The 24,838-nt window shown below is 72.4% G+C and carries 21 protein-coding genes; 12 read left to right on the top strand and 9 right to left on the bottom strand.

Annotation, left to right across the window (positions count from 1 at the left end; all coding sequences use genetic code 11):
• Positions 1-14 precede the first annotated feature (14 nt).
• Both ABTW95_RS30440 and mca read right to left on the bottom strand, forming a co-directional pair.
• Positions 15-248 (bottom strand): hypothetical protein, encoded by a 234-nt coding sequence (locus ABTW95_RS30440; protein WP_500228110.1) that lies wholly within the window; start codon positions 246-248, stop codon positions 15-17.
• Positions 248-1,111: a mycothiol conjugate amidase Mca gene (gene mca, locus ABTW95_RS30435; RefSeq protein WP_396448300.1), complete on the bottom strand. Its 864-nt coding sequence runs from the start codon at positions 1,109-1,111 to the stop codon at positions 248-250. Before mca ends, ABTW95_RS30440 begins: the two co-directional genes overlap by 1 nt.
• A 181-nt stretch (positions 1,112-1,292) precedes the next feature.
• Between mca and ABTW95_RS30430 the strand changes: the two genes are divergently transcribed.
• Complete coding sequence (locus ABTW95_RS30430) at positions 1,293-1,676, top strand: DUF4307 domain-containing protein (protein WP_396448296.1); 384 nt, start codon at positions 1,293-1,295, stop codon at positions 1,674-1,676.
• A 188-nt stretch (positions 1,677-1,864) separates the two neighbouring features.
• The gene (greA, locus tag ABTW95_RS30425) at positions 1,865-2,365 is read left to right on the top strand and encodes a transcription elongation factor GreA (RefSeq protein ID WP_396448294.1); all 501 of its coding nucleotides are present in this window, start codon (positions 1,865-1,867) and stop codon (positions 2,363-2,365) included.
• 207 nt (positions 2,366-2,572) lie between these two features.
• Here greA and ABTW95_RS30420 read toward each other — a convergent pair whose 3' ends face one another.
• Positions 2,573-3,091, bottom strand: coding sequence for an Lrp/AsnC family transcriptional regulator (locus ABTW95_RS30420; protein WP_396448299.1), 519 nt, complete (start codon positions 3,089-3,091; stop codon positions 2,573-2,575).
• Positions 3,092-3,191: 100 nt separating this feature from the next.
• On the opposite strand from ABTW95_RS30420, the gene hppD reads away from it, so the two are divergent.
• From hppD to ABTW95_RS30395, 5 genes are all read left to right on the top strand, one after another.
• A complete protein-coding gene (gene hppD, locus ABTW95_RS30415) occupies positions 3,192-4,280 on the top strand; it encodes a 4-hydroxyphenylpyruvate dioxygenase (RefSeq protein WP_396448293.1) in 1,089 nt (362 codons plus the stop codon).
• A 108-nt stretch (positions 4,281-4,388) separates the two neighbouring features.
• Positions 4,389-5,210, top strand: coding sequence for an RDD family protein (locus tag ABTW95_RS30410; protein WP_500228109.1), 822 nt, complete (start codon positions 4,389-4,391; stop codon positions 5,208-5,210).
• A 91-nt stretch (positions 5,211-5,301) separates the two neighbouring features.
• Positions 5,302-6,165, top strand: a complete 864-nt coding sequence (locus ABTW95_RS30405) for an RDD family protein (protein WP_500228108.1) — start codon at positions 5,302-5,304, stop codon at positions 6,163-6,165.
• A gap of 72 nt (positions 6,166-6,237) precedes the next feature.
• A complete protein-coding gene (locus tag ABTW95_RS30400) occupies positions 6,238-7,824 on the top strand; it encodes a M1 family metallopeptidase (protein ID WP_500228107.1) in 1,587 nt (528 codons plus the stop codon).
• A gap of 139 nt (positions 7,825-7,963) precedes the next feature.
• Positions 7,964-9,388 (top strand): M1 family metallopeptidase, encoded by a 1,425-nt coding sequence (locus ABTW95_RS30395; RefSeq protein WP_500228106.1) that lies wholly within the window; start codon positions 7,964-7,966, stop codon positions 9,386-9,388.
• 27 nt (positions 9,389-9,415) lie between these two features.
• On the opposite strand, the gene ilvA is transcribed toward ABTW95_RS30395, so the two are convergent.
• From ilvA to ABTW95_RS30380, 3 genes are read right to left on the bottom strand one after another with little or no spacing between them, the layout of a single operon-like run.
• Positions 9,416-10,639: a threonine ammonia-lyase gene (gene ilvA, locus ABTW95_RS30390; RefSeq protein WP_396448287.1), complete on the bottom strand. Its 1,224-nt coding sequence runs from the start codon at positions 10,637-10,639 to the stop codon at positions 9,416-9,418.
• 29 nt (positions 10,640-10,668) lie between these two features.
• Complete coding sequence (locus ABTW95_RS30385; protein ID WP_396448286.1) at positions 10,669-11,619, bottom strand: ROK family protein; 951 nt, start codon at positions 11,617-11,619, stop codon at positions 10,669-10,671.
• Positions 11,616-12,818, bottom strand: coding sequence for an FIST signal transduction protein (locus ABTW95_RS30380; protein WP_500228105.1), 1,203 nt, complete (start codon positions 12,816-12,818; stop codon positions 11,616-11,618). The genes ABTW95_RS30385 and ABTW95_RS30380 overlap by 4 nt, the downstream gene beginning before the upstream one ends.
• A 157-nt stretch (positions 12,819-12,975) precedes the next feature.
• On the opposite strand from ABTW95_RS30380, the gene ABTW95_RS30375 reads away from it, so the two are divergent.
• From ABTW95_RS30375 to ABTW95_RS30365, 3 genes are all read left to right on the top strand, one after another.
• Positions 12,976-14,397, top strand: a complete 1,422-nt coding sequence (locus ABTW95_RS30375; RefSeq protein ID WP_500228104.1) for a sigma 54-interacting transcriptional regulator — start codon at positions 12,976-12,978, stop codon at positions 14,395-14,397.
• A gap of 38 nt (positions 14,398-14,435) precedes the next feature.
• A complete protein-coding gene (locus tag ABTW95_RS30370; protein ID WP_500228103.1) occupies positions 14,436-16,520 on the top strand; it encodes a hypothetical protein in 2,085 nt (694 codons plus the stop codon).
• An 89-nt stretch (positions 16,521-16,609) separates the two neighbouring features.
• The gene (locus tag ABTW95_RS30365; protein WP_500228102.1) at positions 16,610-17,182 is read left to right on the top strand and encodes a hypothetical protein; all 573 of its coding nucleotides are present in this window, start codon (positions 16,610-16,612) and stop codon (positions 17,180-17,182) included.
• A gap of 10 nt (positions 17,183-17,192) precedes the next feature.
• On the opposite strand, the gene ABTW95_RS30360 is transcribed toward ABTW95_RS30365, so the two are convergent.
• A complete protein-coding gene (locus ABTW95_RS30360; protein WP_500228101.1) occupies positions 17,193-18,347 on the bottom strand; it encodes an alpha/beta hydrolase in 1,155 nt (384 codons plus the stop codon).
• A gap of 79 nt (positions 18,348-18,426) precedes the next feature.
• The gene (locus ABTW95_RS30355; RefSeq protein WP_396448280.1) at positions 18,427-19,575 is read right to left on the bottom strand and encodes a cystathionine gamma-synthase; all 1,149 of its coding nucleotides are present in this window, start codon (positions 19,573-19,575) and stop codon (positions 18,427-18,429) included.
• Positions 19,576-19,728: 153 nt separating this feature from the next.
• Here ABTW95_RS30355 and ABTW95_RS30350 point away from each other — a divergent pair, with 153 nt between their 5' ends.
• Complete coding sequence (locus ABTW95_RS30350) at positions 19,729-21,891, top strand: MMPL family transporter (RefSeq protein WP_500228100.1); 2,163 nt, start codon at positions 19,729-19,731, stop codon at positions 21,889-21,891.
• 147 nt (positions 21,892-22,038) lie between these two features.
• Here ABTW95_RS30350 and ABTW95_RS30345 read toward each other — a convergent pair whose 3' ends face one another.
• A complete protein-coding gene (locus ABTW95_RS30345) occupies positions 22,039-23,418 on the bottom strand; it encodes a cystathionine beta-synthase (RefSeq protein ID WP_396448278.1) in 1,380 nt (459 codons plus the stop codon).
• A gap of 183 nt (positions 23,419-23,601) precedes the next feature.
• On the opposite strand from ABTW95_RS30345, the gene ABTW95_RS30340 reads away from it, so the two are divergent.
• Positions 23,602-24,684: an SGNH/GDSL hydrolase family protein gene (locus tag ABTW95_RS30340; RefSeq protein WP_396448277.1), complete on the top strand. Its 1,083-nt coding sequence runs from the start codon at positions 23,602-23,604 to the stop codon at positions 24,682-24,684.
• Positions 24,685-24,838: the final 154 nt, after the last annotated feature.

Here is a 24,838-nt window from a genome sequence, read left to right as displayed (position 1 = left end):
CGAACCGGCCGCCGTCAGGCGTCGCCGGCGGGGCCCTTCGCCCGCGCGGCGCGCTCGGCCTCCTGCTCGCGCTCCCACTCCTGCTGCTTCAGGTCCTCCTCGCGGGGGGCCTGGATCTTCTTCATCTGCTTGGTCATCGAGCGGATCAGGAAGACGGTCGCGGCCAGGAGGGCGAGGAAGACCATGAAGCCGAGGACGCCGGGAGTGACCGTGTCGTCGTTCAGCGGCATGGCGTAGAGGGGCGGCATCACAGACACACCTTCTCCCGGATGCCGGCGAACAGGTCGTCCTCCGGCACCTCGGTGTCGACGAGGGACCTGGCCAAATGGTAGTCCTCGGTCGGCCATGCCTCACGCTGGATGTCCAGCGGGACGACGAACCAGAACCCGTTGGGGTCGATCTGCGTGGCGTGGGCGAGGAGGGCGCGGTCCCTGGTCTCGAAATGGTCGGCGCACGGGACGCGGGTGGTCACGTCCCACTTGGCGCGCGTGCCGTCGTCGTCCTCGAAGCGCTTCATCCAGTCGCCGTAGGGCGACTCAAGGCCGGCCTTCTCCATCGCCGTGTGCAGCGCGAGGATGCGGTCCTTGCTGAACGTCATGTGGTAGTAGAGCTTGAGCGGCTGCCAGGGCTCGCCCGCGCCTGGGTAGCGCTCCGGGTCGCCCGCGGCCTCGAACGCCTCCACCGACACCTCGTGGCACTTCACGTGGTCGGGGTGGGGGTACCCGCCCTTCTCGTCGTAGGTGAGCATCACGTGCGGGCGGAAGTCGCGGACGGCGCGCACCAGCGGCTCGGCGGCGGTCTCCAGCGGCTCCAGCGCGAAGCAGCCCTCCGGCAGGGGCGGCGGCGGGTCGCCCTCGGGGAAGCCGGAGTCGACGAAGCCGAGCCAGCGCTGCCGGACGCCGAGGATCTCGCGGGCCCGCGCCATCTCCTCCTGGCGGACCTTGCCGATGTCGGCCTTGATCTCCGGCCGGTCCATCGCGGGGTTCAGGATGTCGCCGCGCTCGCCGCCCGTGCAGGTGACGACGAGGACCTCGACGCCGTCCGCCACGTACTTCGCCATCGTGGCCGCGCCCTTGCTGGACTCGTCGTCGGGGTGGGCGTGCACCGCCATGAGCCGCAGCGGCTCGGCTCCGCCGCCGCACGGCCGGTCGAGCGTCGTACCGTCGATGACCTCGGACACGGATCTTCCTCTCGGGACTCTTTCCTTTGGCGCCCCCCGGTTCGAGGCATGCGCCGGCACAGACGAGAATTGTCCCTGACAACGTCCGCACACCGCACGGAGATTCCCCGCCATGACGACGAGCGTGTCGAAACCAGCGGCGCCCGCCGAACCCCGGCGGGGCAGGCTCGGGATGGTGGTCGCCGGCTCGCTGGCGGCGCTGCTGGCGGGCGGCATCGGGATTCTCGCCGCGTACACCGGGCAGACTCCGGGGATCGTCCCGCAGACCGTGTCCTACGACATCACCGACACCTCGGTGACGATCAACTACACGGTCGCCAAGGGGACGGACGACGAAGTCCGCTGCACGGTGGACGCGTACGACACCGACTTCGCGATCCTTGCGCAGAAGGAGGTCTCAGTGCCGGCCGGGAAGTCCAGCGTCAAGGGGACGGAGACCCTGGCGACGCCGCGGCGGGCCACCGGAGCCCGGATCCGCGACTGCCGCACGGGCTGAACCCTCCGCGGGACGGTATGCCGGGTGAACGGCGAACAACGATTGGCGGATTGCGGACGCCGAGTTCAGGGAACCTTTACCCGCACACACCGGATAGGCTAGAGGTTTCACCCGGCCGCACTTCATGTCGATGTGACACCCACCCGCGTGGGCGGGTGAGGATCGCAACATGTGGATGAGGAGTACCCGTGACCGAGACCCGCGCTGACAACGTCACCTGGCTCACCCAGGAGGCGTACGACCGGCTCAAGGCTGAGCTGGACCACCTGTCGGGCCCGGGCCGCATCGAGATCGCTCAGAAGATCGAGGCGGCGCGGGAGGAGGGCGACCTGCGCGAGAACGGCGGCTACCACGCGGCCAAGGAGGAACAGGGCAAGATCGAGGGCCGGATCCTCCAGCTCCAGAGCATCCTGGAGAACGCGCGCGTCGGGGAGGCTCCGCGCACCGAGGGCGTCGTCGGCCCCGGCATGACCGTCACGGTCTCGTTCGAGGGGGACGATGAGGAGGTCACGTTCCTGCTCGCCTCCCGCGAGGAGGTCGGCGCCCCCATCGACGTCTACTCGCCGAAGTCGCCCCTCGGCTCCGCCATCGACGGCAAGAAGGTCGGCGACAAGGCCACCTACACCCTGCCCAACGGCCGCTCCATGACGGTCGAGATCCTCGACGCGACCCCTTACGGAGCCGCCTGACCCCGGTCCAGCGGCCCTGTCCCGAGGGCTCCGACTCCACGAGCCTCTAGCGCTGCACGCGTGCGAGTGAAGGCTCGTCAGAGCCCCTCATCAGTGATCGGCGAGCCTCCGGCGCGATACGCGCCGGAGGCTCGACTTCGCTTGCCTGCACGGCTTGCCTGCACGGCGGCCGAGGAGCCCCGGGCACGATCCGCGCGGCGGCACCGCTCATTGGTCTTCTTCGGCTTTCTCTCTTTCGGCGGCGGCGCGGACCAGGGGGAGGGTGCGGTAGGGGACCTGGGTGGCCAGGGAGATGACCGAGGAGGCGCGCTCGACGCCCGCCACGTCCACGATGACGTCGATGACGCGCTGCAGGTCGGTGTTGCTGCGGGCCACGACGCGGCACAGCATGTCGCCGGGGCCGGTGATGGTGTGCGCTTCGATCACCTCGGGGACCTGGGCGAGCCGCGCGGCGACCGGGTCGTGGCCGCCCGCCTGGCGCAGCTGCAGGGTGACGAACGCGGTCACGCCGTAGCCGAGGGCGGCCGGGTCGATCTCCGGGCCGAAGCCGGCGACGACGCCGTCCCTGGCCAGCCGGTCGAGCCGCGCCTGGACGGTGCCGCGGGCGACGCCGAGCCGGCGGGACGCCTCCAGCACGCCGACCCGCGGTTCGGCGGTGAACATCTCGATCAGCCGTGCGTCCAGGTCGTCGATCGCCACGCCGCCTCCCGTGACCGTGGTCACCATGTACAGAAATACCGGCAAGAACCGCGTTTCACTGTACAGTTTGTCCAGCGATTCAGGCGACCCTTGCGCACCTTGTAGCCGCATGTCGAGATTGGTGAGCATGGATGAGTTTCCGGTCAAGGGTATGGACGCCGTCGTCTTCGCCGTCGGCAACGCCAAACAGGCCGCCCACTACTACTCGACCGCGTTCGGGATGCGCCGGGTCGCCTACAAGGGCCCGGAGAACGGCAGCCCCGACGAGGCGGTGCACGTGCTGGAGTCCGGAAGCGCCCGGTTCGTGTTCCGCGGCCCGGTGAAGGCGGGCACGGAGATCGGCCGGCACATCGCCGAGCACGGCGACGGGGTCGTCGACCTCGCGATCGAGGTCCCGGACGTGGAGCACGCCTACCGGCACGCGCTCGCGAAGGGCGCCACGGGCCTGGAGGAGCCGCACGTCCTGGAGGACGACCACGGCAAGGTGACCGTCGCGGCGATCGCGACCTACGGCGAGACGCGGCACTCACTGGTCGACCGCTCGAACTACACCGGCCCCTACCTGCCAGGGTTCGCGCCGGCCGACCCGATCGTGGAGCCGGGCGACCGCTACTTCCAGGCGATCGACCACTGCGTCGGCAACGTCGAGCGCATGGACGAGTGGGCCGACTTCTACCACCGCGTCATGGGCTTCACCGACATGGCGGAGTTCATCGGCGACGACATCGCGACCGAGTACTCGGCGCTGATGTCCAAGGTCGTCGCGGACGGCACCCGCAAGGTGAAGTTCCCGCTGAACGAGCCCGCGGAGAGCAAGCGCAAGTCGCAGATCGACGAGTACCTGGAGTTCTACGGCGGGCCGGGCGTGCAGCACATCGCGCTCGCCACGGGCGACATCCTGGCCTCGGTCGACCGGATGCGCGCGGCCGGGGTGGAGTTCCTCGACACCCCCGACTCCTACTACGAGGACGCCGAACTGCGGGCGCGCATCGGCGAGGTCCGCGTGCCGATCGAGGAGCTGCAGAAGCGCCGCATCCTGGTCGACCGGGACGAGGACGGCTACCTGCTGCAGATCTTCACCAAGCCGGTCCAGGACCGTCCGACCGTGTTCTTCGAGCTGATCGAGCGGCACGGCTCGCTGGGCTTCGGCAAGGGCAACTTCAAGGCGCTGTTCGAGGCGATCGAGCGGGAGCAGGCGCGCCGCGGGAACCTGTGACGCCCGCCCCGGGACTCGGGGGTCCGGTCCGGCTCCCGTAGCGGAGGAGCCGGGCCGGGCGTTTCCCGGTGACCCGATCGTGGCCGGTAGAGGGCACACTGTGGGGGCATGAGCGAACCCCCTGAGAACCCCCGGCCCCCGGACGGCGACCCGACGGGCCCCCGATCCGAGCCCGCCCCGGAGGCGCCGCCCTCGTCCGAGCGGCCGCCGCCCTACCAAGGGACGTACGGCTCCCAGCCCGGTGCGGCTCCGCCTCCTCCTGCGGCCGGATACGGCCGGCCGGGCCCGCCCCAGTACGGCCAGCCGCTGCCCAAGGCCCCGCCCCTGCCCGGCTACGGCGCGCCCGGCGGCCCCCAGGACGGACCGGCCGGACGCCTCGCCCGGCTCGGCGCGGGGATTTTGGACAGCGTCATCCTCAGCATCGCGGCCGTCCCCGCGGCCCTGATCTCCATCCGCTGGGACAAGATGCAGGAGTCCATCGAGTCCGGTGAGCCGGTCACCGACCCGCTCGACCTCTACAACATCCCGGTGCTGCTGGTCGGGTACGCGATCGTCTTCGTGCTGGGCTTCGCGTACTTCACCGTCCTGCACGCCAAGTTCGGGCAGACGCTCGGCAAGAAGGCGTTCGGCATCCGGGTGGTGAAGGCGTCCGACCAGTCGGCGGTGACGTGGGGCCAGGCGTTCGGGCGGCAGGCGTTCGTCTACGCGATCACGATCGTCACCGTGGTGCTCAACTTCCTGACGCCCGCCGCGGGGATCCTCGGTCTCGTCGGCCTGATCGACAACGCCTGGATCCTGTGGGACGAGCGGCGCCAGGCGCTGCACGACAAGGTCGCCGGCACGGTGGTGATGAAGGCGTCCCCGTGGACGCCGAACCCGTACGCCCGGACGCCCGCCCCGCACCAGGCGAACGGCCCCGGCCCCCTGTGATCGGCAGGATTTGATCACCCTCAGGTGAACATTTCGGACGATCCCGGACGCGGCGATGTTTGGACGGCGGTAGCGCGGCCACGCTGACGACATGACGCAACCGCCGAGAGACCCCGCGTCCGGGGAAGGGCCGGAGGAGAACCGGCCGCATGGACACGAGGAGCCCGGACGGCCGGGACCGCACGAGGGCTCGCCGTACGGCGGCCTGCCCCGCTACGGCGAGCAGCAGCCGTACGGGCAGCAGCAGCCCCAGGGCGGGCAGCAGCCGTACGGGGAGCAGCCCTACGGCTCGCAGCAGCCCTACGGAAGCCAGCAGCCCTACGGAAGCCAGCAACCGTACGGGGGCCAGCAACCCTATGGGCAGGAGCCGTACGGGCAGCAGCCGTACGGCGATCAGTCCTACGGTCAGCAGCCCTACGGCGGCCAGCCCGGTTACGGGGGCGTGCCGGGGTACGGCGGGGCGGGCTACGGCGGCCCGCAGGCCGAACTCGCCAGCCGGTGGGCGCGGCTCGGCGCCGGCATCCTCGACCTGATCATCGTCGGGATCGTGGCGGGCCTCATCTCGATCCCGTTCATCAACTGGGACCGCGTCGTCAACCCGGAGCCCGGCACGTCGTTCTACAACGGCGCCCAGGTCGGGACGAACGCCGTCAGCGTCGTCATCGCGTTCCTCTACTTCTGGCTGATGCACGCCAAGTGGGGGCAGACGCTCGGCAAGATGCTGCTGGGCATCCGCGTCGTCCGCGACGAGGACGGGCAGGCGATCAGCAACGGCCAGGCGCTGGGGCGTTCGGCGTTCTACAGCGTCCTCGGCGGGATCTGCGGCTGCATCGGCCTCATCGACATCCTGTGGATCCTGTTCGACCCGCGTAAGCAGGCCCTCCACTGCAAGGTGGCGCACACGGTCGTCGTCAAGGTCCACTCCGGCCAGCCCAACCCGTACGACTTCAACTGACGGGGCTTCAACTGACGGGGCGCGCGGGCGGCCGAGTTGCCCGGCGGGCCGTGGTGCGGGCAGGCTGGGCGGGTGCATACGGCCGGAAACTCCCCCAGTCCCCGCCCTCACGGGTCCCGGGCCGTCCGCGGTACCGCGGGGCTGGCCGCCCTCGCCCTCGCGGGGTCGCTGACCGCGGCCTGCCAGGTGTCGCTCGGCGGCGATGACGACGACCCGGGCGCGTCCAGCGGATCGCCGGGGGGCGCCGCGACCGGTCCGGCCGGGCCGACGACCGCGGGCGACGACTACGTGCCGGGCGACGGCAACGGCGGCTACGACGTCCAGCACTACGGGCTGAAGCTCACCATCGACCCGAACGGGGCGAAGCAGCTCGACGGCACCGCGACGATCACCGCGACCGCCACCGAGCGCCTCGCCCGCTTCAACCTCGACCTGACCGGCCTGGACGTCGCGTCCATCAAGGTGGACGGGGCGCCCGCGCGGCAGCAGCGCGGCGGCGACGAGCTGGAGGTCACCCCGGCCGAGCCCCTGGAGAAGGGGGCGAAGTTCACCACGGTGGTCGAGTACTCGGGGACGCCGAAGCCGGTGTCGGACCCGGTGCTCGGCACCTACGGCTGGATCCGCACGCCCGACGGCGTGTTCATCGCGTGCCAGCCGAGCGGCGCGCACACCTGGTTCCCGAGCAACGACCACCCGAGCGACAAGGCCACGTTCGACTTCGAGATCACGGTGCCGCAGGGTCTCACGGTGATCGCCAACGGGGAGCCGGAGACGCCGCCGGAGGGGACGGGCGGGGCGCCCGTCCCGCCGGCCGCTCCCGGCGCGGGCGGCGGTCCGGGCATCGAACCGGTCGCGTGGCGCCGCACGTCCCCGCACGCCGGCGTCCGGCGCGCCATGACGACGTCGAAGTGGCGGGTGAAGAAGCCGATGGCCACGTACCTGGCGACCGTGGACGTCGGCCGGTTCGGGGTGCGGACGGGCAAGACGCCGAGCGGCATCCCGGTCATCACCGCGGTCGACCCGACGCTGCCCGGCGTGAGCCTCGACCAGTTCCACAAGCTGAACGGCGACATCATCGAGGAGTGGTCGAAGCTGTTCGGCCCCTACCCGTTCTCCTCCGCCGGCGGGCTGATCGACAACGCCGACGTCGGCTTCGCGCTGGAGACGCAGACCCGCCCGGTGTACGGGGCGTTCGGCCTGCAGCCGACCATCGTCGCGCACGAGCTGGCGCACCAGTGGTTCGGCGACAGCGTCAGCGTCACCCGCTGGAAGGACATCTGGCTGAACGAGGGCTTCGCCACCTACGCCGAGTGGCTGTGGGACGAGAAGAGCGGCGGGCAGACCGTCCAGGAGCACTTCGACGAGGCGTACGAGGGCCTCGGCGCCGGCGAGCTGTGGAACGTCCCGCCCGGCAACCCGGGTCGCAAGAAGATGTTCGGCCGCTCGGTGTACGACCGGGGCGGGATGACCCTCGTGGCGCTGCGCAACCGGGTCGGCGAGGACGTCTTCTACAAGATCCTGAAGGCGTGGACGAAGCAGCGCGCGTACTCCGGCGGGACGACCGAGCAGTTCATCGCGCTGGCGAAGAAGGAGTCCGGCAAGGACCTCGACGAGTTCTTCGACGACTGGCTCTACCGGAAGGGCCGCCCGGCGAAGTGACCGGCCGGCTGCCGGATCCGGCCACAAATTAACCTGCTCCGAGCGAATTCGAGACCAAATCGCGCTTGCACGGGCCCGGATCACGAGAAAGTCTTGATCACGGTTGTGACGGCTTACCGATGATCCGAGGACGAGGCCGATGAGCAGAACTCCACGAGCACTGGCCGCCGTGTCGCTTGGCGTCGCCGCGAGCCTCGCGGTGACGGCGGCGCCCGCGGGCGCCGCCGCCGCGCGGTTCACCCCCGGCGCGCCCGGCGCGGGCGACCCCTACTTCCCCGACATGGGCAACGGCGGATACGACGTCGCCCACTACGACATCGGCCTGAAGTACGACCCCGCCACCAAGGGGATCCAGGCCGTCACCAAGATCAAGGCAACGGCGACGCAGAACCTGTCCCGGTTCAACCTGGACTTCCTCGGCCCGCTGAAGATCTCCTCGCTGCGGGTGGACGGGCACAAGGCGTCCTTCACGCGGACCGGCGCGCAGGAGCTCGTCATCACGCCGCGCAAGGGCCTGCGGAAGCACCGGCACTTCACGGTGACGGTCGCGTACTCCGGCGTCCCGCAGACGATCAACGACGCGACGCTGGGCACGTCCGGCTGGGTCCCGACGGCGGACGGCGGGGTCATGCTCAACCAGCCGTTCGGCGCCGCGACCGTCTACCCGGTGAACGACCACCCGACCGACAAGGCGACGTACACGTTCACCCTGACGGCGCCCCAGGGCCTCACCACGCTCGCCAACGGCGACCTGCGCGGCACGCGGACCCGGCACGGCTGGACCACCACGCACTGGGTCATGCGCAGCCCGATGGCCAGCGAGCTGGCCATGGTGGCGATCGGCAAGTACGACGTCCTCAAGGGGCGGACGAAGGCCGGCATCCCCAACCTGACCGCCACCGACCACGCGATGGCGATCAAGCCGGAGGACGCGAAGACGTTCCACGACCAGACCGCCGAGGTCACCGACTTCGAGAACGGCGTGTTCGGCCGCTACCCGTTCAGCTCGACGGGCGGCATCGTCGTCAAGGCGGGCGTCGGCTACGCGCTGGAGACGCAGGGGCGCCCCGTCTACGACCTGGGCCGCCGGCCGGGCGCGATCCCGAGCGGCGGGCTCCTCGCGCACGAGCTGGGCCACCAGTGGTTCGGGGACGCGGTGTCCCCGGCGAAGTGGTCCGACATCTGGCTGAACGAGGGCTTCGCGACGTACGCCGAATGGCTGTGGGCGGAGCACACGTCCGGCACGCCCGTCCAGAAGAGCTTCGACGACGTGTACGCGACGCCCGCGGACGACGACCTGTGGCAGGGCAAGGTCGCCGACCCGGGCCGCGACCACATCTTCGACGGGCTCGTCTACGACCGCGGGGCGATGGCCATCCACGTCCTGCGCAAGACGATCGGCGACAAGGACTTCTACCGGCTGCTGAAGGCGTGGCCCGCCGCCCACCGGTACGGGAACGCCTCCACCGCGGAGTTCGTCCGGTTCGCCGAGCGCCTCTCGCACAAGAACCTGGACGCCTGGGCCAAGGCGTGGCTGTACTCGGAGGGCAAGCCGTCGCTCTGACGGCACGTGACCCACAGGTGAGCGCGCTCAGCTCAGGGTGAGCGTGTAGCCCCTCTCGCGCAGGCGGCCGATCACGTCTTCGGAGTGGTCGGCCCCTCGCGTCTCCAGGTGCATGAGGACCTCGGCCTCCTCGACGTGGAGCCGGGCCGCGACGCGCTCGTGCATCACGTCCAGGACGTTGACGCCGAGTTCGGCGAGTTCCCCCAGCAGGGTCACCAGGGCGCCGGGACGGTCCTTCAGCCGGCAGCGGACGACGAGGTACCGCCCGGCGCCCGCGAGGCCGTGCCGCAGCACCTTCGACAGCAGCAGCGGGTCGATGTTGCCGCCGGACAGCACCACCACCACGGGCGGCTCGACCGCGTACGCGTGCTCCAGGAGCGCCGCGACCCCGGCGGCCCCGGCGGGCTCCACGACCTGCTTGGCGCGTTCGAGGCAGAGCAGCAGCGCCTGCGAGATCGACTCCTCGGTCACGGTCACGACGGCGTCCACGAGCTCGGCGAACATCGCGTAGGTCAGGTCGCCGGGGCGGCCGACGGCGATCCCGTCCGCCATGGTGGGCTCCAGCTCGACCGGGACGGGCTTCCCGGCCGCGAGCGAGGGCGGGAACGCCGCCGTCCGCTTGGCCTGCGCGCCGAGGATCTTGATCTCCCGGCCGCCGGCGTCCTTCACCGCGCCCTTGGCGGCCGCCGCGACGCCGGACAGCAGGCCCCCGCCGCCCACCGGCGCCACGATCGTGCGGACCTCCGGGCACTGCTCCAGGATCTCCAGCCCGATCGTCCCCTGACCGGCGACGACGTCGGGATGGTCGAACGGGTGGATGAACACGGCGCCGCACTCGTCGGCGTGCTTCTGCGCGGCGACGAGGCAGTCGTCGACGGTCGGGCCGGGGAACACGACCTCGGCCCCGTAGCCGCGGGTCGCGGCGATCTTGGGGAGCGGGGCGCCGGCCGGCATGAACACGGTGGCCTTGCAGCCGAGCATGGACGCGGCGAGCGCGACGCCCTGCGCGTGGTTGCCGGCGCTGGCCGCGACGACGCCGCCGGCCCGCTCGGCCTCGCTCAGCCGGGCGATCCGCACGTACGCGCCGCGGATCTTGAAGGAGCCGGTGCGCTGCAGGTTCTCGCACTTCAGCAGGACGGGCCCGCCGAGCTGCTCGGACAGGACCCGGGACGGGAGCAGGGGGGTGGCAACGGCGACCTCGCTGAGCAGGTCGTGCGCAACCCGGACGTCGTGGACGCTGACGGTGGTCATCCCCCGATCTTCGCACCCCCGGGGCGCCCTCAGTCCGCACTCCAGTAGCGGTCCTGCGCGAAGACCAGGGCGGCGGCGCCGACGAGCCCGGCGGTCTGGCCGAGCTCCGCCGGGACGATCCGGGCGCGGCGCGCGAAGTCCATCCGGGCGTGCGCGCGGAACGCCGCCTCCATCGGGTCGAACAGCAGCCGGCCGGCCTGGGACAGGCCGCCGCCGATCGCGGCGACCTCCAGGTCGCACAGGTGGGTCGCGGACGCGATCGCGAGGCCGATGGCGCGGCCGGCGCGCCGCATCGCGGACCCGGCGACCGGGTCGCCGCGGCGCGCGTCCGCGGCCAGCTCCACGCCGGTGGCGCCGGCGCCGCCGGGCCGCCAGCCCTGCTGCCGCGCCCACGCGACCAGGCCGGGGCCGCGCGCGATCGCCTCCAGGCAGCCGCGGCCCCCGCAGGCGCACGGCGGCCCGTCCGGTTCGACGACGACGTGCCCGATGTGCCCGGCGTTCCCGCTGGCGCCGTTGACGAGGTGCCCGCCGAGGATCAGCCCGCCGCCGACGCCCGTGGACACCACCATGCCGAGGACGTTGCCGCGCCCCCGCCCGGCGCCGAGCCAGTGCTCCCCCACGGCCACGCAGATCGCGTCGTTGTGGATGCGGACGGGCAGGCCGGGGTGGCGGGCGCGGAGCCGCTCGCGCAGCGGGAAGCCCCGCCACGCCGGGATGTTCAGCGGGGACACCTCGGCGGCGGGCCACGTCATCGGCCCGCCGCAGCCCGCGCCGACGCCCGCGAGGGGCGGGTCGCCGGCGTCGGCGAGCAGCTTGGCGAGCAGCGCGTCCAGCGCCCCCCACAGCTCCTCGCCGTCCACGCCGGGCGCGTTCGGCGTGGGGACGCGGTCGTGCGCGGCGACGCGTCCGTCCGGTTCGACGAGGGCGGCGGCGAGCTTGGTGCCGCCGATGTCGATCGCGAGGACGGGCGCCGCGCTCACCGTGCGTCCCCCGCCCCGTCCGCGCGCCCGAAGGCGAGGATGGACGCGGTGAACCCGTGCACGTGGTTGCGCCCGGAGACCGGGCCGATCTCGCCGGCGGCGAAGAACCCGCCCACCCCGGCCGGGCCGAACGCGCGGTCCAGGACCTTCGCGTCGTGGTCGGAGTCGGGGAACATCGCCTGGCCGCGCCCGTTGCAGGAGAACAGCAGCGCGCCCTCCACCGGCGCCAGGTCGAAGCGCTCCAGCAGCGCGGCGAGGTCCTCCTCGGCGGCGCCCGCGTCCCGGACCTGGAACCGGACGGTGCGGCCCACGTCGACGACGTCGCCGATCGCGATGGCGCCGCTGTCGGTGTCGGCCCCGACCACTCCGCGGACGAGGAAGTCGCCGTGCTCGTGCTCGTCGGCGTACTCGTCCATCGCGACGCCGATCAGCAGCCCGCGCCCGGCGAGCTCCTGCTCCTCCTCCGGCAGCCCCAGGATGATCTGCTCCAGCTTCTCCAGCGCGGGGACGCCCGCGAGCTCGTAGAGGACGTTCTCCTCGGCCTTCGTCACCACCATGTCGGGCCCGATCGGGCGGGCGCCCTGGCTGACCACCGTGGCGGCGGTCACCGGCCCGCCGATCACCACGCCGACCGCGCCGTCCCGGTAGACGTCGCCGCCGACGAACAGCCGGACCTCGCCGTGCCCGGCCGCGCCGGGGATCCCCGCGCCGGGGCCGCTGCCCTCGGCGAGCCCGCCGACCAGCGGCAGCCCGGGCAGCGCCTCGTCGGAGCGCTCCACGAACGCGTCCACGGGGAAGCTGTACGGGTCGGCCAGCAGCACGCCGACCACGTCGTCGTCCTGCCCCTCCGGCATGCCGACCACGACAAGGCGGTCGTCGGCCTTGAGGGTCTCCAGCCGGAACGGGTCGAGCCGCGCGCCCGGCAGCACCGCCGCCCACGCGCTGACCGCGCCGCGCTCCTCCACCCCGCGGCCGGCGCCGATCACGCCGGACGCGCTGCAGCCGAGCAGCACCGCGGGCCCCGCCGCCCGCTCCGCGGCCACCGCCGCCGCCTCGATCTCGTCCGGGTCGTCGCCCGTGACGAACACGCACACCAGGTCGGGCGCCGCGCTGAGCGGGGCGAGCGCCTGCTCGACCGCCGACGCGGCGGCGCTGGACAGGTCGGGTCCGAGGGCCAGGCCATCACCGAATCGCGCCATCGGCGCCGCCTCCCTCACTGCGTTCACCGGCTCCGTTCACACTCCCAGTCTCCCCCGCTCCGGGCTCTCCACCCAAACCTCGGCGAGACCGGTCGAAGGGGACGAATCCCCGGACCGAGGGTGCGATTCCGCGGATCGGCGACGTAGTGTCGGTCGCGTGCGTCCATCCAAACCCCGTGAAACGACACTGGGCGAGTTGCGCAACAGCGGCCACGTCCAGCTTTCCGTGAAGGCCGAGATACGGCGCAACCTGCTCGACCGGCTGCGCTCCGGTGAGCCGCGCTTCCCCGGCATCCTCGGGTTCGACGACACCGTCCTCCCCCACCTGGAGCGCGCCCTGCTCGCGGGGCACGACCTGGTGCTGCTCGGCGAGCGCGGCCAGGGCAAGACGCGGCTGATCCGCACCCTGGGCGGGCTGCTGGACGAGTGGACCCCCGTTGTCGCCGGCTGCGAGATCAACGACCACCCGTACGCGCCGGTGTGCGTGCGCTGCCGCCGGCTCGCCGCCGACCTGGGCGACGAGCTGCCGGTCGGCTGGCTGCACCGCGACGACCGGTACGGCGAGAAGCTGGCCACGCCCGACACCAGCGTCGGCGACCTCATCGGCGACGTCGACCCGATCAAGGTGGCCGAGGGCCGCACCCTCGGCGACCCGGAGACCGTGCACTTCGGGCTCGTCCCGCGCACCAACCGCGGCATCTTCTCCATCAACGAGCTGCCCGACCTCGCCGAGCGCATCCAGGTCGCGCTGCTCAACGTGCTGGAGGAGCGGGACGTGCAGATCCGCGGCTACGCGCTGCGGCTGCCGCTGGACGTGCTGCTCGTCGCGTCCGCCAACCCCGAGGACTACACCAACCGCGGCCGCATCATCACCCCGCTGAAGGACCGCTTCGGCGCGGAGATCCGCACCCACTACCCCCTCGACCTGGACGCCGAGCTGGCGCTGATCCGCCAGGAGTCCGACTTCGCCGACCTCGCCGGGCTGCCCGCGGAGGTGCCCGACCACCTGATCGAGGTGATCGGGCGGTTCACCCGGCTCGTCCGGGAGTCGACGGCGGTGGACGCGCGGTCGGGCGTGTCGGCGCGTTTCGCGCTCGCGGGCGCGGAGACCGTCGCGGCGGGCGCGGTGCGGCGCGCCGCGCTGACCGGCGAGGAGCACGCCGTCGCGCGGGTCTGCGACCTGCCCGCGGTGGTGCCGTCGCTGATGGGCAAGGTCGAGTTCGAGGTCAGCGAGGAGGGCCGCGAGCAGGAGGTGCTGGAGCATCTGCTGCGCCGCGCGATCGCCGAGACCTACCGGCGGACGCTGGGCCCGGCCGACCTGACCGGGCTGCTCGACAAGTTCGACTCCGGCGAGCGCGTCGAGTCGGGCGAGCTGGTGCCGGCGCACGAGCTGCTGCGCCGCATCGGCCAGGTGCCCGGCCTCGCCAAGATCATGGAACGGCTCGGGCTGAGCGGGGAGTCCCCCGGGCAGGCCGCGGCCGCGCTGGAGTTCGCCCTGGAGGGCCTGTTCCTCACCCGGCGGCTGTCCAAGGACGTCGCCGAGGGCCGGTCCGACGGGACGGCCACCTACCGGACCTGACCGTCCGGACCGGAGGTCTCCACGCGTAAGGAGCTTCGATGAGCCGCTACCGCTACGGGGCCTACGAGGACGGGCCCGACCCGCTCGCCCCGCCGTACGACGTCCGCGACGCCCTCGACGCGATGGGCGACGCGGTGCTGGACGGCACCCGCCCCGACGACGCGCTGCGCGAGCTGCTGCGGCGCGGCCTGCCGGGCGCGCAGCACCGGCGCGGGCTGGACGACATGCTCCGCCAGGTGCGGGAGCGGCGCCGCGCGCTGCGCGACCGGGGCCGCCTCGACGGCACCCTGGAGCAGGCGCGGGCGCTGCTCGACACCGCGATCGGGCAGGAGCGGGCGGAGCTGTTCCCCGACCCGGGCGACGACGCGCGGCTGCGCGAGGCGGAGCTGGACGCGCTGCCGTCCGACACCGCGCAGGCGATCCGCCGGCTGTCGGACTACGACTGGCGGTCCGGCGCGGCCCGCCGCACGTTCGAGCAGCTGAAGGACCTGCTGCGCCGCGAGGTCCTGGACGCGCAGTTCCAGGGGATGAAGCAGGCCCTGGAGAACCAGGACCCGGCCGCCATGGAGCGGGTCAAGGACATGATGGCCGCGCTCAACGAGATGCTGGAGCGGGACGCGCGCGGCGAGCACACCCAGGAGGACTTCGACCGGTTCATGGAGCGGTACGGGGACATGTTCCCCGACGATCCGCAGAACCTGGAGGAGCTGGTCGACTCCCTCGCCCGGCGCGCCGCCGCGATGGACCGGCTGCTCGCCTCGCTCAGCCCGGAGCAGCGCGCCGAGCTGGCCGGGCTGATGGAGCAGGCCATGCAGGACGCGGGCCTCGCCATGGAGATGACCCGGCTCGGCGAGGCGCTGCGGGCCCGCCGCCCCGACCTCGGCTGGGGGCAGCCCGAGCAGATGACGGGCGACGACCCGCTCGGCATGGGCGACGCCACCACCGCGCTCGCGGAGCTGGCCGACCTCAGCGAGCTGGAGGCCGCCCTCGGCCAGGACTACCCCGGCGCGCGGCTCGACGACATCGACGAGGACGCCGTCCGGCGGGCGCTCGGCCGGCAGGCCGTCGACGACCTGGACGCGCTGCGCCGCATCGAGAAGGAGCTGGAGCGGCAGGGCTACCTGCGCCGCAACCGCGGCAGGCTGGAGCTGACCCCGAAGGCGGTGCGGCGGCTCGGCGAGACCGCGCTGCGCCGGGTGTTCTCCCAGCTCACGTCCGGCCGGCAGGGCGACCACGACCAGCGCGACGCCGGGCAGGCGGGCGAGCTGACCGGCGCCAGCCGGGAGTGGCGGTTCGGCGACGAGCAGCCCCTCGACGTCGTCCGGACGGTGAGCAACGCGATCCGCCGCAACGCGATGGAGGGCGCCGGCGGCCTCGCGGCGCCGACCGCGGCGGCGCGGGTCGTCGAGCCGAGCACCGCCGACGTCGTGGAGATCAACGGCGTGCCGCGGCAGGGCGGCCCCGCGGAGAACGGCGGCGTGAACGGTCGCGTGAACGGCGTGAAGCTCGGCGTGGACGACTTCGAGGTGCACGAGACCGAGCGGCGCACCGGCGCGGCCGTCTGCCTGCTCGTCGACCTGTCGTACTCGATGGTGCTGCGCGGGACGTGGGCCGTCGCCAAGCAGACCACGCTCGCCCTGCACACCCTCGTGACCAGCAAGTTCCCGCAGGACGCCATCCAGATCATCGGGTTCTCCAACTACGCGCGGGTGCTGCACCCCGAGGAGATGGCGGCGCTCGACTGGGACATGGTGCAGGGCACCAACCTGCACCACGCGCTGATGATCGCGGGACGGCATCTGGACCGGCATCCCGACTTCGAGCCGATCGTGCTCGTCGTCACCGACGGGGAGCCGACCGCGCACCTGCGCCCGGACGGGCGCTCGCTGTTCGACTACCCGCCGTCCACCGAGACGCTCGTCCTCACCCTCGCCGAAGTCGACAAGATGACGCGGCGCGGCGCCTGCATGAACTTCTTCATGCTCGCCGACGACCGGCGGCTCGTGTCGTTCGTGGAGGAGGTCGCCCGGCGCAACGGCGGCCGGGTCTTCGCGCCCGACGCGCAGCGGCTCGGCGAGTACGTCGTCAGCGACTACCTCCGGGTGCGCCGCGGCCGCCGCTGACGGGCCGTTTCCGAGTCGGCGGAACGCCGGGCGGGGAGCAGCCCCGTGCACCCTCCGGGGGACGCCGCGGAGGCGCTAGGGTCGGCGGCATGTCGACTTCCGATCGCATCCTGCTGATCCTGCACATCGGCTTCGCGATCTTCACGCTGGGCCCGCTGACCGCCGCGACCATGTCCACCCCCCGGTACATCCGCAAGCGGAACACGGCCGTGGTGCGCTTCCTCAACTGGACCACCCGCGTCTACGGCCTCGCGACGCTGGGCATCTTCCTGTTCGGGCTGGGCCTGGCCCAGGGGGACTTCGCGCAGGCGTGGCTGACCGTGTCGATGACGCTGTTCATCGTCGCGCTGGTACTGCTGCTGATCGTCGAGCGCGACCAGCGCAAGGCGGTGCACCTGCTGGAACTCGCGGCGGCCGAGGAGTCGCGCACGGCCGTGCCCGCCGCGCCGGCCCGGCCGGACGCCGGCGCCGACGAGCCCGGGGACGGCGAGAGGGCCGGGGAAAAGGCCGCGGAGAAGACCGGGGAGGCGACCGGCGGGGCCACCGCCACCGCCGCGGGCGGCGAGATCGCGGCGGTGGAGCGCGGCCGGCTGGCCGCGCTCTCCGGCGTCATCGCGCTGCTCTGGCTGGTGATCCTGGTGCTGATGGTCTGGAACGGCTGAGCGGCCGCGCCTACTCGCCCGATCCGGGCTTGAGGCGGCTCTTCAGCCAGCTCACGATCGTCGGGTAGGTGCTCTCGTCGCTCAGCAGCTGCGCGGCGTGCATCCGGCCCTCGACCGTCTTGACCGTCGCCTCGACGCCCGCGGCGCGCAGCGCGCCGGCCAGCCCGGTGCTCTGCTCGACCGGGACGAAGTCGCCGGTGGCGTGCATGAGCAGCATCGGCGCGTCGCCCGGGGAGACGTGCGTGACGGAGCTGGCGTCGTCCAGCCGCGGCCAGCAGTCCTGCGCGTCCCCGGCGTCGGGCTCGGTGCCGGTGAGGTCGCCGGTCCCGGGCTCGGTGCGGGCGCCGGGCACGCAGTCCATGAGGTCGACCACGGCCCGCCGCAGCTTGCGCTGGCTGGGCGTCGCACCGGCCTTGGCGCCGTCCTGGTAGGCGAGGAAGGGGTTGTTCGGCGGCGAAAGGGCGACCACGCCGCGGACCAGCCGGGTGCCCGTGCCGAGCGTGCCGAGCTGGGTGGCGAGCTGCCCGCCGGCCGAGGAGCCGATGACGGCGACCCGCGACGGGTCGGCGTTCCACACCCGGGCGTGCTTCTTGATGAAGGCGAGCGCGGACAGCGAGTCGTCCCGCTGCGCCGGCCAGTGCGCCTTCGGCGCGAGCCGGTAGTTCGCCGACATGACGACGAACCCCTCCTCGGTCAGCCGCCGCGCGAAGTACTTCCAGCCGCCGCCCTTGTCGCCCTGCAGCCAGTAGCCGCCGTGCAGGATCAGCACGACCGGGCGCGGCGTGGCGCGCGGCCCGCCGTCGCGCCAGTACGCGTCGATCTTCTGCGCGGCGGCCTTGCCGTAGGCGTAGGTGCGGAACTTCGGCAGCTCCGGGGTGACCATGACGGCCTGCGCCGTGACGGTGCCGTCGGGCTCGCCGTCCGGTGCGCCCGGCCCGCTCTCCGGGAGGGTCGTGGACGACGCCGACGGCGACTCCGAGCCGGGGGTCCCGGTCGCCGGGCCGCCGGACGGCTCGGTCGTCCCGGACCCGTCCGCCGGCGGCGTCGGCGGCGGGGTCGCGGCCGGTGTCGGCAACGGGGCGTTCGCGTGGGCTCCCCCGGGCACGGCCACGGCGGAGACACACGTCGCGGCGAACGCCGCCCCACAGACCAGAACTTTGCGCACCCGGGCCCCTCCTTTACGAACCTGGCGCGCCGAGTATAGATGTTTTGATCAAGTACGGGCGGGAACGTTCAGCCAGTTCTCAGCCGAGCGCCTGCTCCAGGTCGTGCCGCAGGTCGGTGACGTCCTCGATCCCGACGGACAGTCGCACCAGGTCGGAGGGCACTTCCAGCGGCGATCCCGCGGCGGAGGCGTGCGTCATCCGGCCCGGGTGCTCGATGAGCGACTCGACGCCGCCGAGCGACTCGCCGAGCGTGAAGAGCTTCGTCCGCTCGCAGACCCGGACGGCGGCCTCCTCCGACTCCATCCGGAACGAGACCATGCCGCCGAACGCCTTCATCTGCTTGGCGGCGACGTCGTGGCCGGGGTGGCCGGGCAGCCCCGGGTAGAGGACCTGCCGGACGGCCGGGTGCCGCCCCAGCATCTCCGCGATCCGCTCGGCGTTGGCGCAGTGCCGGTCCATCCGCACGCCGAGGGTCTTGATGCCGCGCAGGGTGAGCCAGGCGTCGAACGGCCCGGCGACGGCGCCCATCGCGTTCTGGTGGAACGCGAGCCGCTCGCCCAGTTCCGGGTCGGACACGACGAGCGCGCCGCCGACGACGTCGGAGTGCCCGCCGATGTACTTGGTGGTCGAGTGGACGACCGCGTCCGCGCCGAGCTCCAGCGGACGCTGCAGGTACGGCGAGGCGAAGGTGTTGTCGACGGCGAGGAGCGCGCCCGCCTCGTGCGCGGCCGCCGCCAGCGCGGCGATGTCGGCGATGCCGAGCAGCGGGTTCGTCGGCGTCTCCACCCAGATGATCTTCGTTTCCGGGCGGACCGCGGCCCGCACCGCGGCGATGTCGCCGAGCGGCACCGGGTCGAACTCGACGCCCCACGGCTCGGCGACCTTCGCGAACAGCCGGTAGGTGCCGCCGTAGGCGTCGTCCGGGATGATGACGTGGTCGCCGGGCCGGCAGACGGTGCGCAGCAGGGCGTCCTCGGCGGCGAGCCCGGACGCGAACGCCAGCCCGCGGGCGCCGCCCTCCAGTTCGGCCAGGCATACTTCGAGCGCGGTACGCGTCGGGTTCGCCGACCGGGAGTACTCGTAACCGCCGCGCAGGCCGCCGATGCCGTCCTGCTTGTAGGTGGAGACCTGGTAGATGGGCGGTACGACCGCGCCGGTGGCGGGGTCGGGCTCCTGCCCGGCGTGGATGGCCAGGGTCTCGAAGCCGTGCTGAACCTCGTTGTCCATGGGTACGAGGCTATCCAGCGCTCACCCCTCCTGGAGGAGGAGGCGCTCCCCCGGAGGTATCAACCCCCATTTCGGCGCTCAGGGTGACCCCAAGGCCCCGCGTGATCTCTACCGTTTTAGAGGTATCCCAACGACCTTGATTAAGGAAGCCCCATGTTCGCTCGGCTCGCGCGCTTCGTCGTGAGACATCCGTGGTGGACGATCGTGGCGTGGCTCGCCGCCGCGGTCGTCATCATCGCCTTCTCCCCCAAGCTCACCACCGAGTCCGACCAGGGCGACTTCCTGCCCTCGAAGTACGAGTCGGTCCAGGCACTGCAGATCGCCGAGAAGGCGTTCCCGCAGCAGGAGGACACCTCCTCGCTGATCGTCGTGAAGCGGTCCGACGGCAAGCCGCTGACGCCCGAGGACACCGCGAAGGTGAACGAGGCCGCCAAGACGCTGAACGCCGACAAGCCGCCGACGGTGGTGGCGTTCGCGACCGGCCCGCAGGCCGTCGCGCCGAACAAGGCCGTCCAGGTGATCATGGTGCCGATGAAGGGCACCTCGATGGCCGACAACGAGAAGCAGGGCGACGCGGTCAAGGAGATCCGCAAGGACCTGCCGAACCTGCTGAAGGGCAGCGGCCTGGAGGCCAAGGTCGGCGGTGACGTCGCCGGCTTCGTCGACAACGAGGACTCCTTCAACAAGTCCTTCGAGATCGTCGGCATCGCCACCTTCGTGCTGATCATCGGCCTGATCCTGCTGATCTTCCGGGCGCCGCTCGCCGCGGTGCTGCCGATCGTCGTGATCATGGTGACGATGCAGGTCGCGATGGGCCTGATCGGCGTCGCCTCGAAGATCTTCGACTTCTCCGGCGACGACAGCCTCAGCACCATCATCCTGATCGTGCTCTTCGGCATCGGCGCCGACTACTACCTGTTCCTGATGTTCCGGTTCCGGGAGCGGCTGCGGGCCGGCGACGACAAGAAGACCGCGATGATCACCGCGGTGGAGCGGGTCGGCGAGGTCATCTCCTCGGCCGCCGCCGCCATCGCCGTCACCTTCCTGGTGCTGCTGCTCGCGACGTTCGGCGTGTTCAGCGCCTGGGGCCCGTCGCTCGCCATCGCCGTCGTCGTCATGGGCATCACGTCGCTGACGCTGTTCCCGGCGATCGTGTCGCTGCTCGGCACCGCGGTGTTCTGGCCGTCCAAGGCGTGGAAGAAGCAGCCGAAGGGCTCGATCTCCCAGGCCGTCGGCCGGGCCGTCGGCAAGCGCCCGGCGGTCGCCGCCGCCGCGGCCGGCCTCGTGATGGTCGTGCTGGCGCTCGGCTCGCTCGGGTTCAAGGCCGACTACGACTTCGCCGCCGGCTTCCCGCAGGACACCGAGTCCGCCCAGGCGACCAAGGACATGGAGAAGGGCTTCCCGCCCGGCCTGACCACCCCGGTGCAGGTGTTCATCAAGTCCGACGGCGGGCAGCCGGTCACCGACCAGCAGCTGGCGTCGTTCAGCCAGGCCGCGAAGACCGCGCCCGGCGTCGGCGCCGTGCAGAAGCCCGTCCACGGCCAGGACAAGTCCGTGGCCCGGGTCGACCTGATCCTGAAGAAGAACCCCGCTTCCAACGAGGCGATCAGCCTGGTCAAGGACGACCTGGCGCCGGCCGTGCACAAGGCGGCCCCGGAGGGCACCCGCGCCTACGTCGGCGGCTCGACGGCGATCTTCGCCGACATCAACGCCGTCAACAACCGCGACCTGTCGGTGATCCTGCCGGTGGCGGCGGCGCTGATCGCGCTGATCCTGGCGCTGCTGCTCCGCTCGGTCGTCGCACCGCTCTACCTGGTCGTCGCCGTCCTGCTGGGCTTCGCCGCGACGCTCGGCTCCGCGGTGTACGTCTTCCAGGGCGCGATGGGCGAGGCCGGCGTCACCTTCCAGCTGCCGATCGTCCTCTACCTGTTCGTGCTGGCCATCGGGACCGACTACAACATCCTGATGACGGCGCGGCTGCGCGAGGAGGCGAAGGAGGGGCACTCCCCGCGGGAGGCGGCGGCGCAGGCCGTCCACCACGGCGGTCCGACCGTCGCGGCGGCGGGCCTCATCCTGGCCGGCACCTTCTCGGTGATGATGCTCGCGCCGGTGTCGATGCTCCAGCAGATGGGCTTCTCCGTCGCGATCGGCATCGCGCTGTCGGCCTTCGTCATGTCGATGTTCCTGGTGCCGGGCATCACCGCGATGCTGGGCCACAAGGCCTGGTGGCCGGGGCACGGCGACGAGCCGAAGAAGAAGCCGGTCGGCCTCGCCGACACCCGCGAGGACTTCGTCCCGTCCGGGTTCCCCCGGTAGGAACCCCCCAGACGCCGGGTTGCGGAGCCGGCCCGAAACGCCGCCCACCGGCCTGCTCCGCAACCCGGCACCCCGCTGAGCGCCGGAGACCCGAGGGTCTCCGGCGCTCGCCCTTGCCGGCGCCCGCGCGCCGGGACGGGTGCGGGGTCAGCCGGTGGTGTTGGACGCCAGGAAGGAGAGGAGGTCCTGGCGGGTGACGAGGCCCTTCGGCTTGCCGTCCACGAGGACGACCGCCGCGCCGGCCTTCTCCAGCACGCCGACGGCCTTGCTGACCGGCTCGCCGTAGCCGAGCGTCGGCAGCGGCGGCGACATGTGCAGCTCGACCGGCTCGGTCATCTTGGCCTCGCCCTTCACCATGACGTCGAGCAGGTCGGTCTCGCCGACCGAGCCGACGACCTCGGCCGCCATGACCGGCGGCTCCTCCTTCATCACCGGGACCTGCGACACCTCGTACTCGCGCATGACGGAGATCGCGGTCTGCACCGTCTCGTGCGGGTGGACGTGCACGAACTCCGGCAGCGTCCCGCCCTTGCGGGTGAGCACCTCGCCGACCCGGGCCTCCTCGCTGTGCGGGGTGAGGAAGCCGTAGTCCGCCATCCAGCCGTCGTTGAAGATCTTGCCGAGGTAGCCGCGGCCGCCGTCCGGCAGCAGCACCACGATGACCGCGTCGGGACCGGCCTTCTCGGCGACGCGCAGCGCCGCGACCACGGCCATGCCGCAGGACCCGCCGACGAGCAGCGCCTCCTCGCGGGCGAGCCGCCGGGTCATCAGGAAGGAGTCCTTGTCGGACACCGCGATGACGTCGTCGCAGATGTCCCGGTCGTAGGTCTCGGGCCAGATGTCCTCGCCGACGCCCTCGGTGAGGTAGGGGCGGCCCGAGCCGCCCGAGTAGACCGACCCCTCCGGGTCGGCGCCGATGACCCGCACCTTCCCGCCGGAGACCTCCTTGAGGTACCGGCCGGTGCCGCTGATGGTGCCGCCGGTGCCGATGCCCGCGACGAAATGGGTGATGCGGCCCTCGGTCTGCTCCCACAGCTCCGGGCCGGTAGTCTCGTAATGCGACCGCGGGTTCTGCGGGTTGGTGTACTGGTTCGGCTTCCACGCGCCGGGGATCTCGGCGGCGAGCCGATCGGAGACCGAGTAGTAGGAGTCGGGGTGCTCGGGGTTCACCGCCGTCGGACAGACGACGACCTCCGCGCCGTACGCGCGCAGCACGTCGATCTTGTCCTTGCCGACCTTGTCGGGGCAGACGAAGACGCAGTGGTAGCCGCGCTCCTGCGCCACGATGGCGAGCCCCACCCCGGTGTTGCCGGACGTCGGCTCGACGATCGTCCCGCCCGGCCGCAGCTCGCCGGACTTCTCCGCCGCGTCGATCATGCGGACCGCGATGCGGTCCTTCACCGACCCGCCCGGGTTGAAGTACTCCACCTTGGCGAGGACCTGCGGCCGCAGGCCCTCGGTCACCTTGCGCAGCCGAACGAGGGGGGTGTTGCCCATCAATTCGACGAGCGAGTCGTGTACATGCACCGCGACATCCTTGTCGGTCCAGTGGTGATCTGAGCACCGCGTCCCTGTTCCGCCGCCGGTAACACGGCGGAACGGGTGCGGCTCCGGAAGGTTTCCCGTTTCCGACGTTAGCCGACATCGACCGGCCAGGCATCAAACGGCCCCCGCACGGGTAGGTAGATAATCACGGAGGGTCAGCGCAGTATGTTGAGAGCATTCACCGCGCGCCGGATCGCGGCGGCCGCGGCCTACGGAGGCGGCGGCATCACGGCGATCGGCGGCGTCACGTTCGGCCTCATCGTGATGGAGGCGAAGCTCGCCCGCAGGATCATCCAGGCGACGCCCTACGGCGACCCGCCCGCGGCCGACGGCGTCTACGGCGAGGCGTCCGGCGGCCCGCCGCTCTCCCTGGTCATGCTCGGCGACTCGACCGCCGCCGGGCTCGGCGTGCACACCCCGGAGGAGACGCCCGCCGCGCGCCTCGCCACCGGGCTCGCCGCGATCGCCGGGCGTCCCGTCCGGGTGACGAACGTGGCCCGCTCCGGGTCCCGGTCGCAGGCCCTCGGCGGACAGGTCGACCAGGCCCTGCAGACCCGCCCCGACATCGCCGTCATCATGATCGGCGCGAACGACGTGACCGGCCGGGTGCCGCCCGCCGAGTCCGTCCGGCACCTCTCGGACGCGGTGCGGCGGCTGCGCGCCGCGGGCGCCGAGGTCGTCGTCGGCACCTGCCCCGACCTCGGCTCGGTGAAGCCGCTGATGCAGCCGCTGCGCTGGTTCGCGCGGCGCGCCAGCCGGCAGCTCGCCGCCGCGCAGACGATCGCCGTGGTCGAGCACGGCGCCCGCTCGGTGTCGCTCGGCGACCTGCTCGGCCACGAGTTCGCCGCCGACCCGCTGTCGATGTTCAGCGAGGACCGCTACCACCCGTCCGCCCGGGGCTACGCCGCGGCGGCCGCCGCGGTCCTGCCGTCGATGGCGGCGGCGCTGGGCCTGGAGCCCGACCTGCCCGGCGAGACCGCCCGCCCGGTGTCGCTGGCCGCGGCCGAGGCGGTCGAGCGGGCCGGTACCGAGGTCAGCGGGGCGTCCGTCGCGGGCGCCGACCGCGGCCGGCGCGGCCGCTGGGCCACGCTGCGGTATCCGCTGCGGCGCCCGCTGCGGCGTGCGCTGGGCCGGCCGCTGTCCGGCGGCGTCGCGGCGGCCGGCGCGCTGATCGGCGCGCTCGCCCCGGCGCGGCTGGCGACCCGGCTGCGGACGCGTTCCCGGCCGGCGCCCGAGACCGGTGGCTGACCGCCGGCCGAACCGGGGCCCGTCCGGTCACCGGAAGACGGGGCCCCGGCGGTCCGGCGCGCCGGCGCGATGTCCGCCGTGGGCGACCCCTGGTACTGCCGGCAAATCCTCTACAAGTTCCATGCCTCTTGCTACGGAACGCATTCCAGCGTGG

Origin of the sequence: Spirillospora sp. NPDC127506, assembly GCF_040302145.1 — a bacterium.
In the GTDB taxonomy this organism is placed as follows: Bacteria; Actinomycetota; Actinomycetes; order Streptosporangiales; family Streptosporangiaceae; genus Spirillospora.
This window is presented reverse-complemented; position numbering and strand designations above follow the sequence as displayed.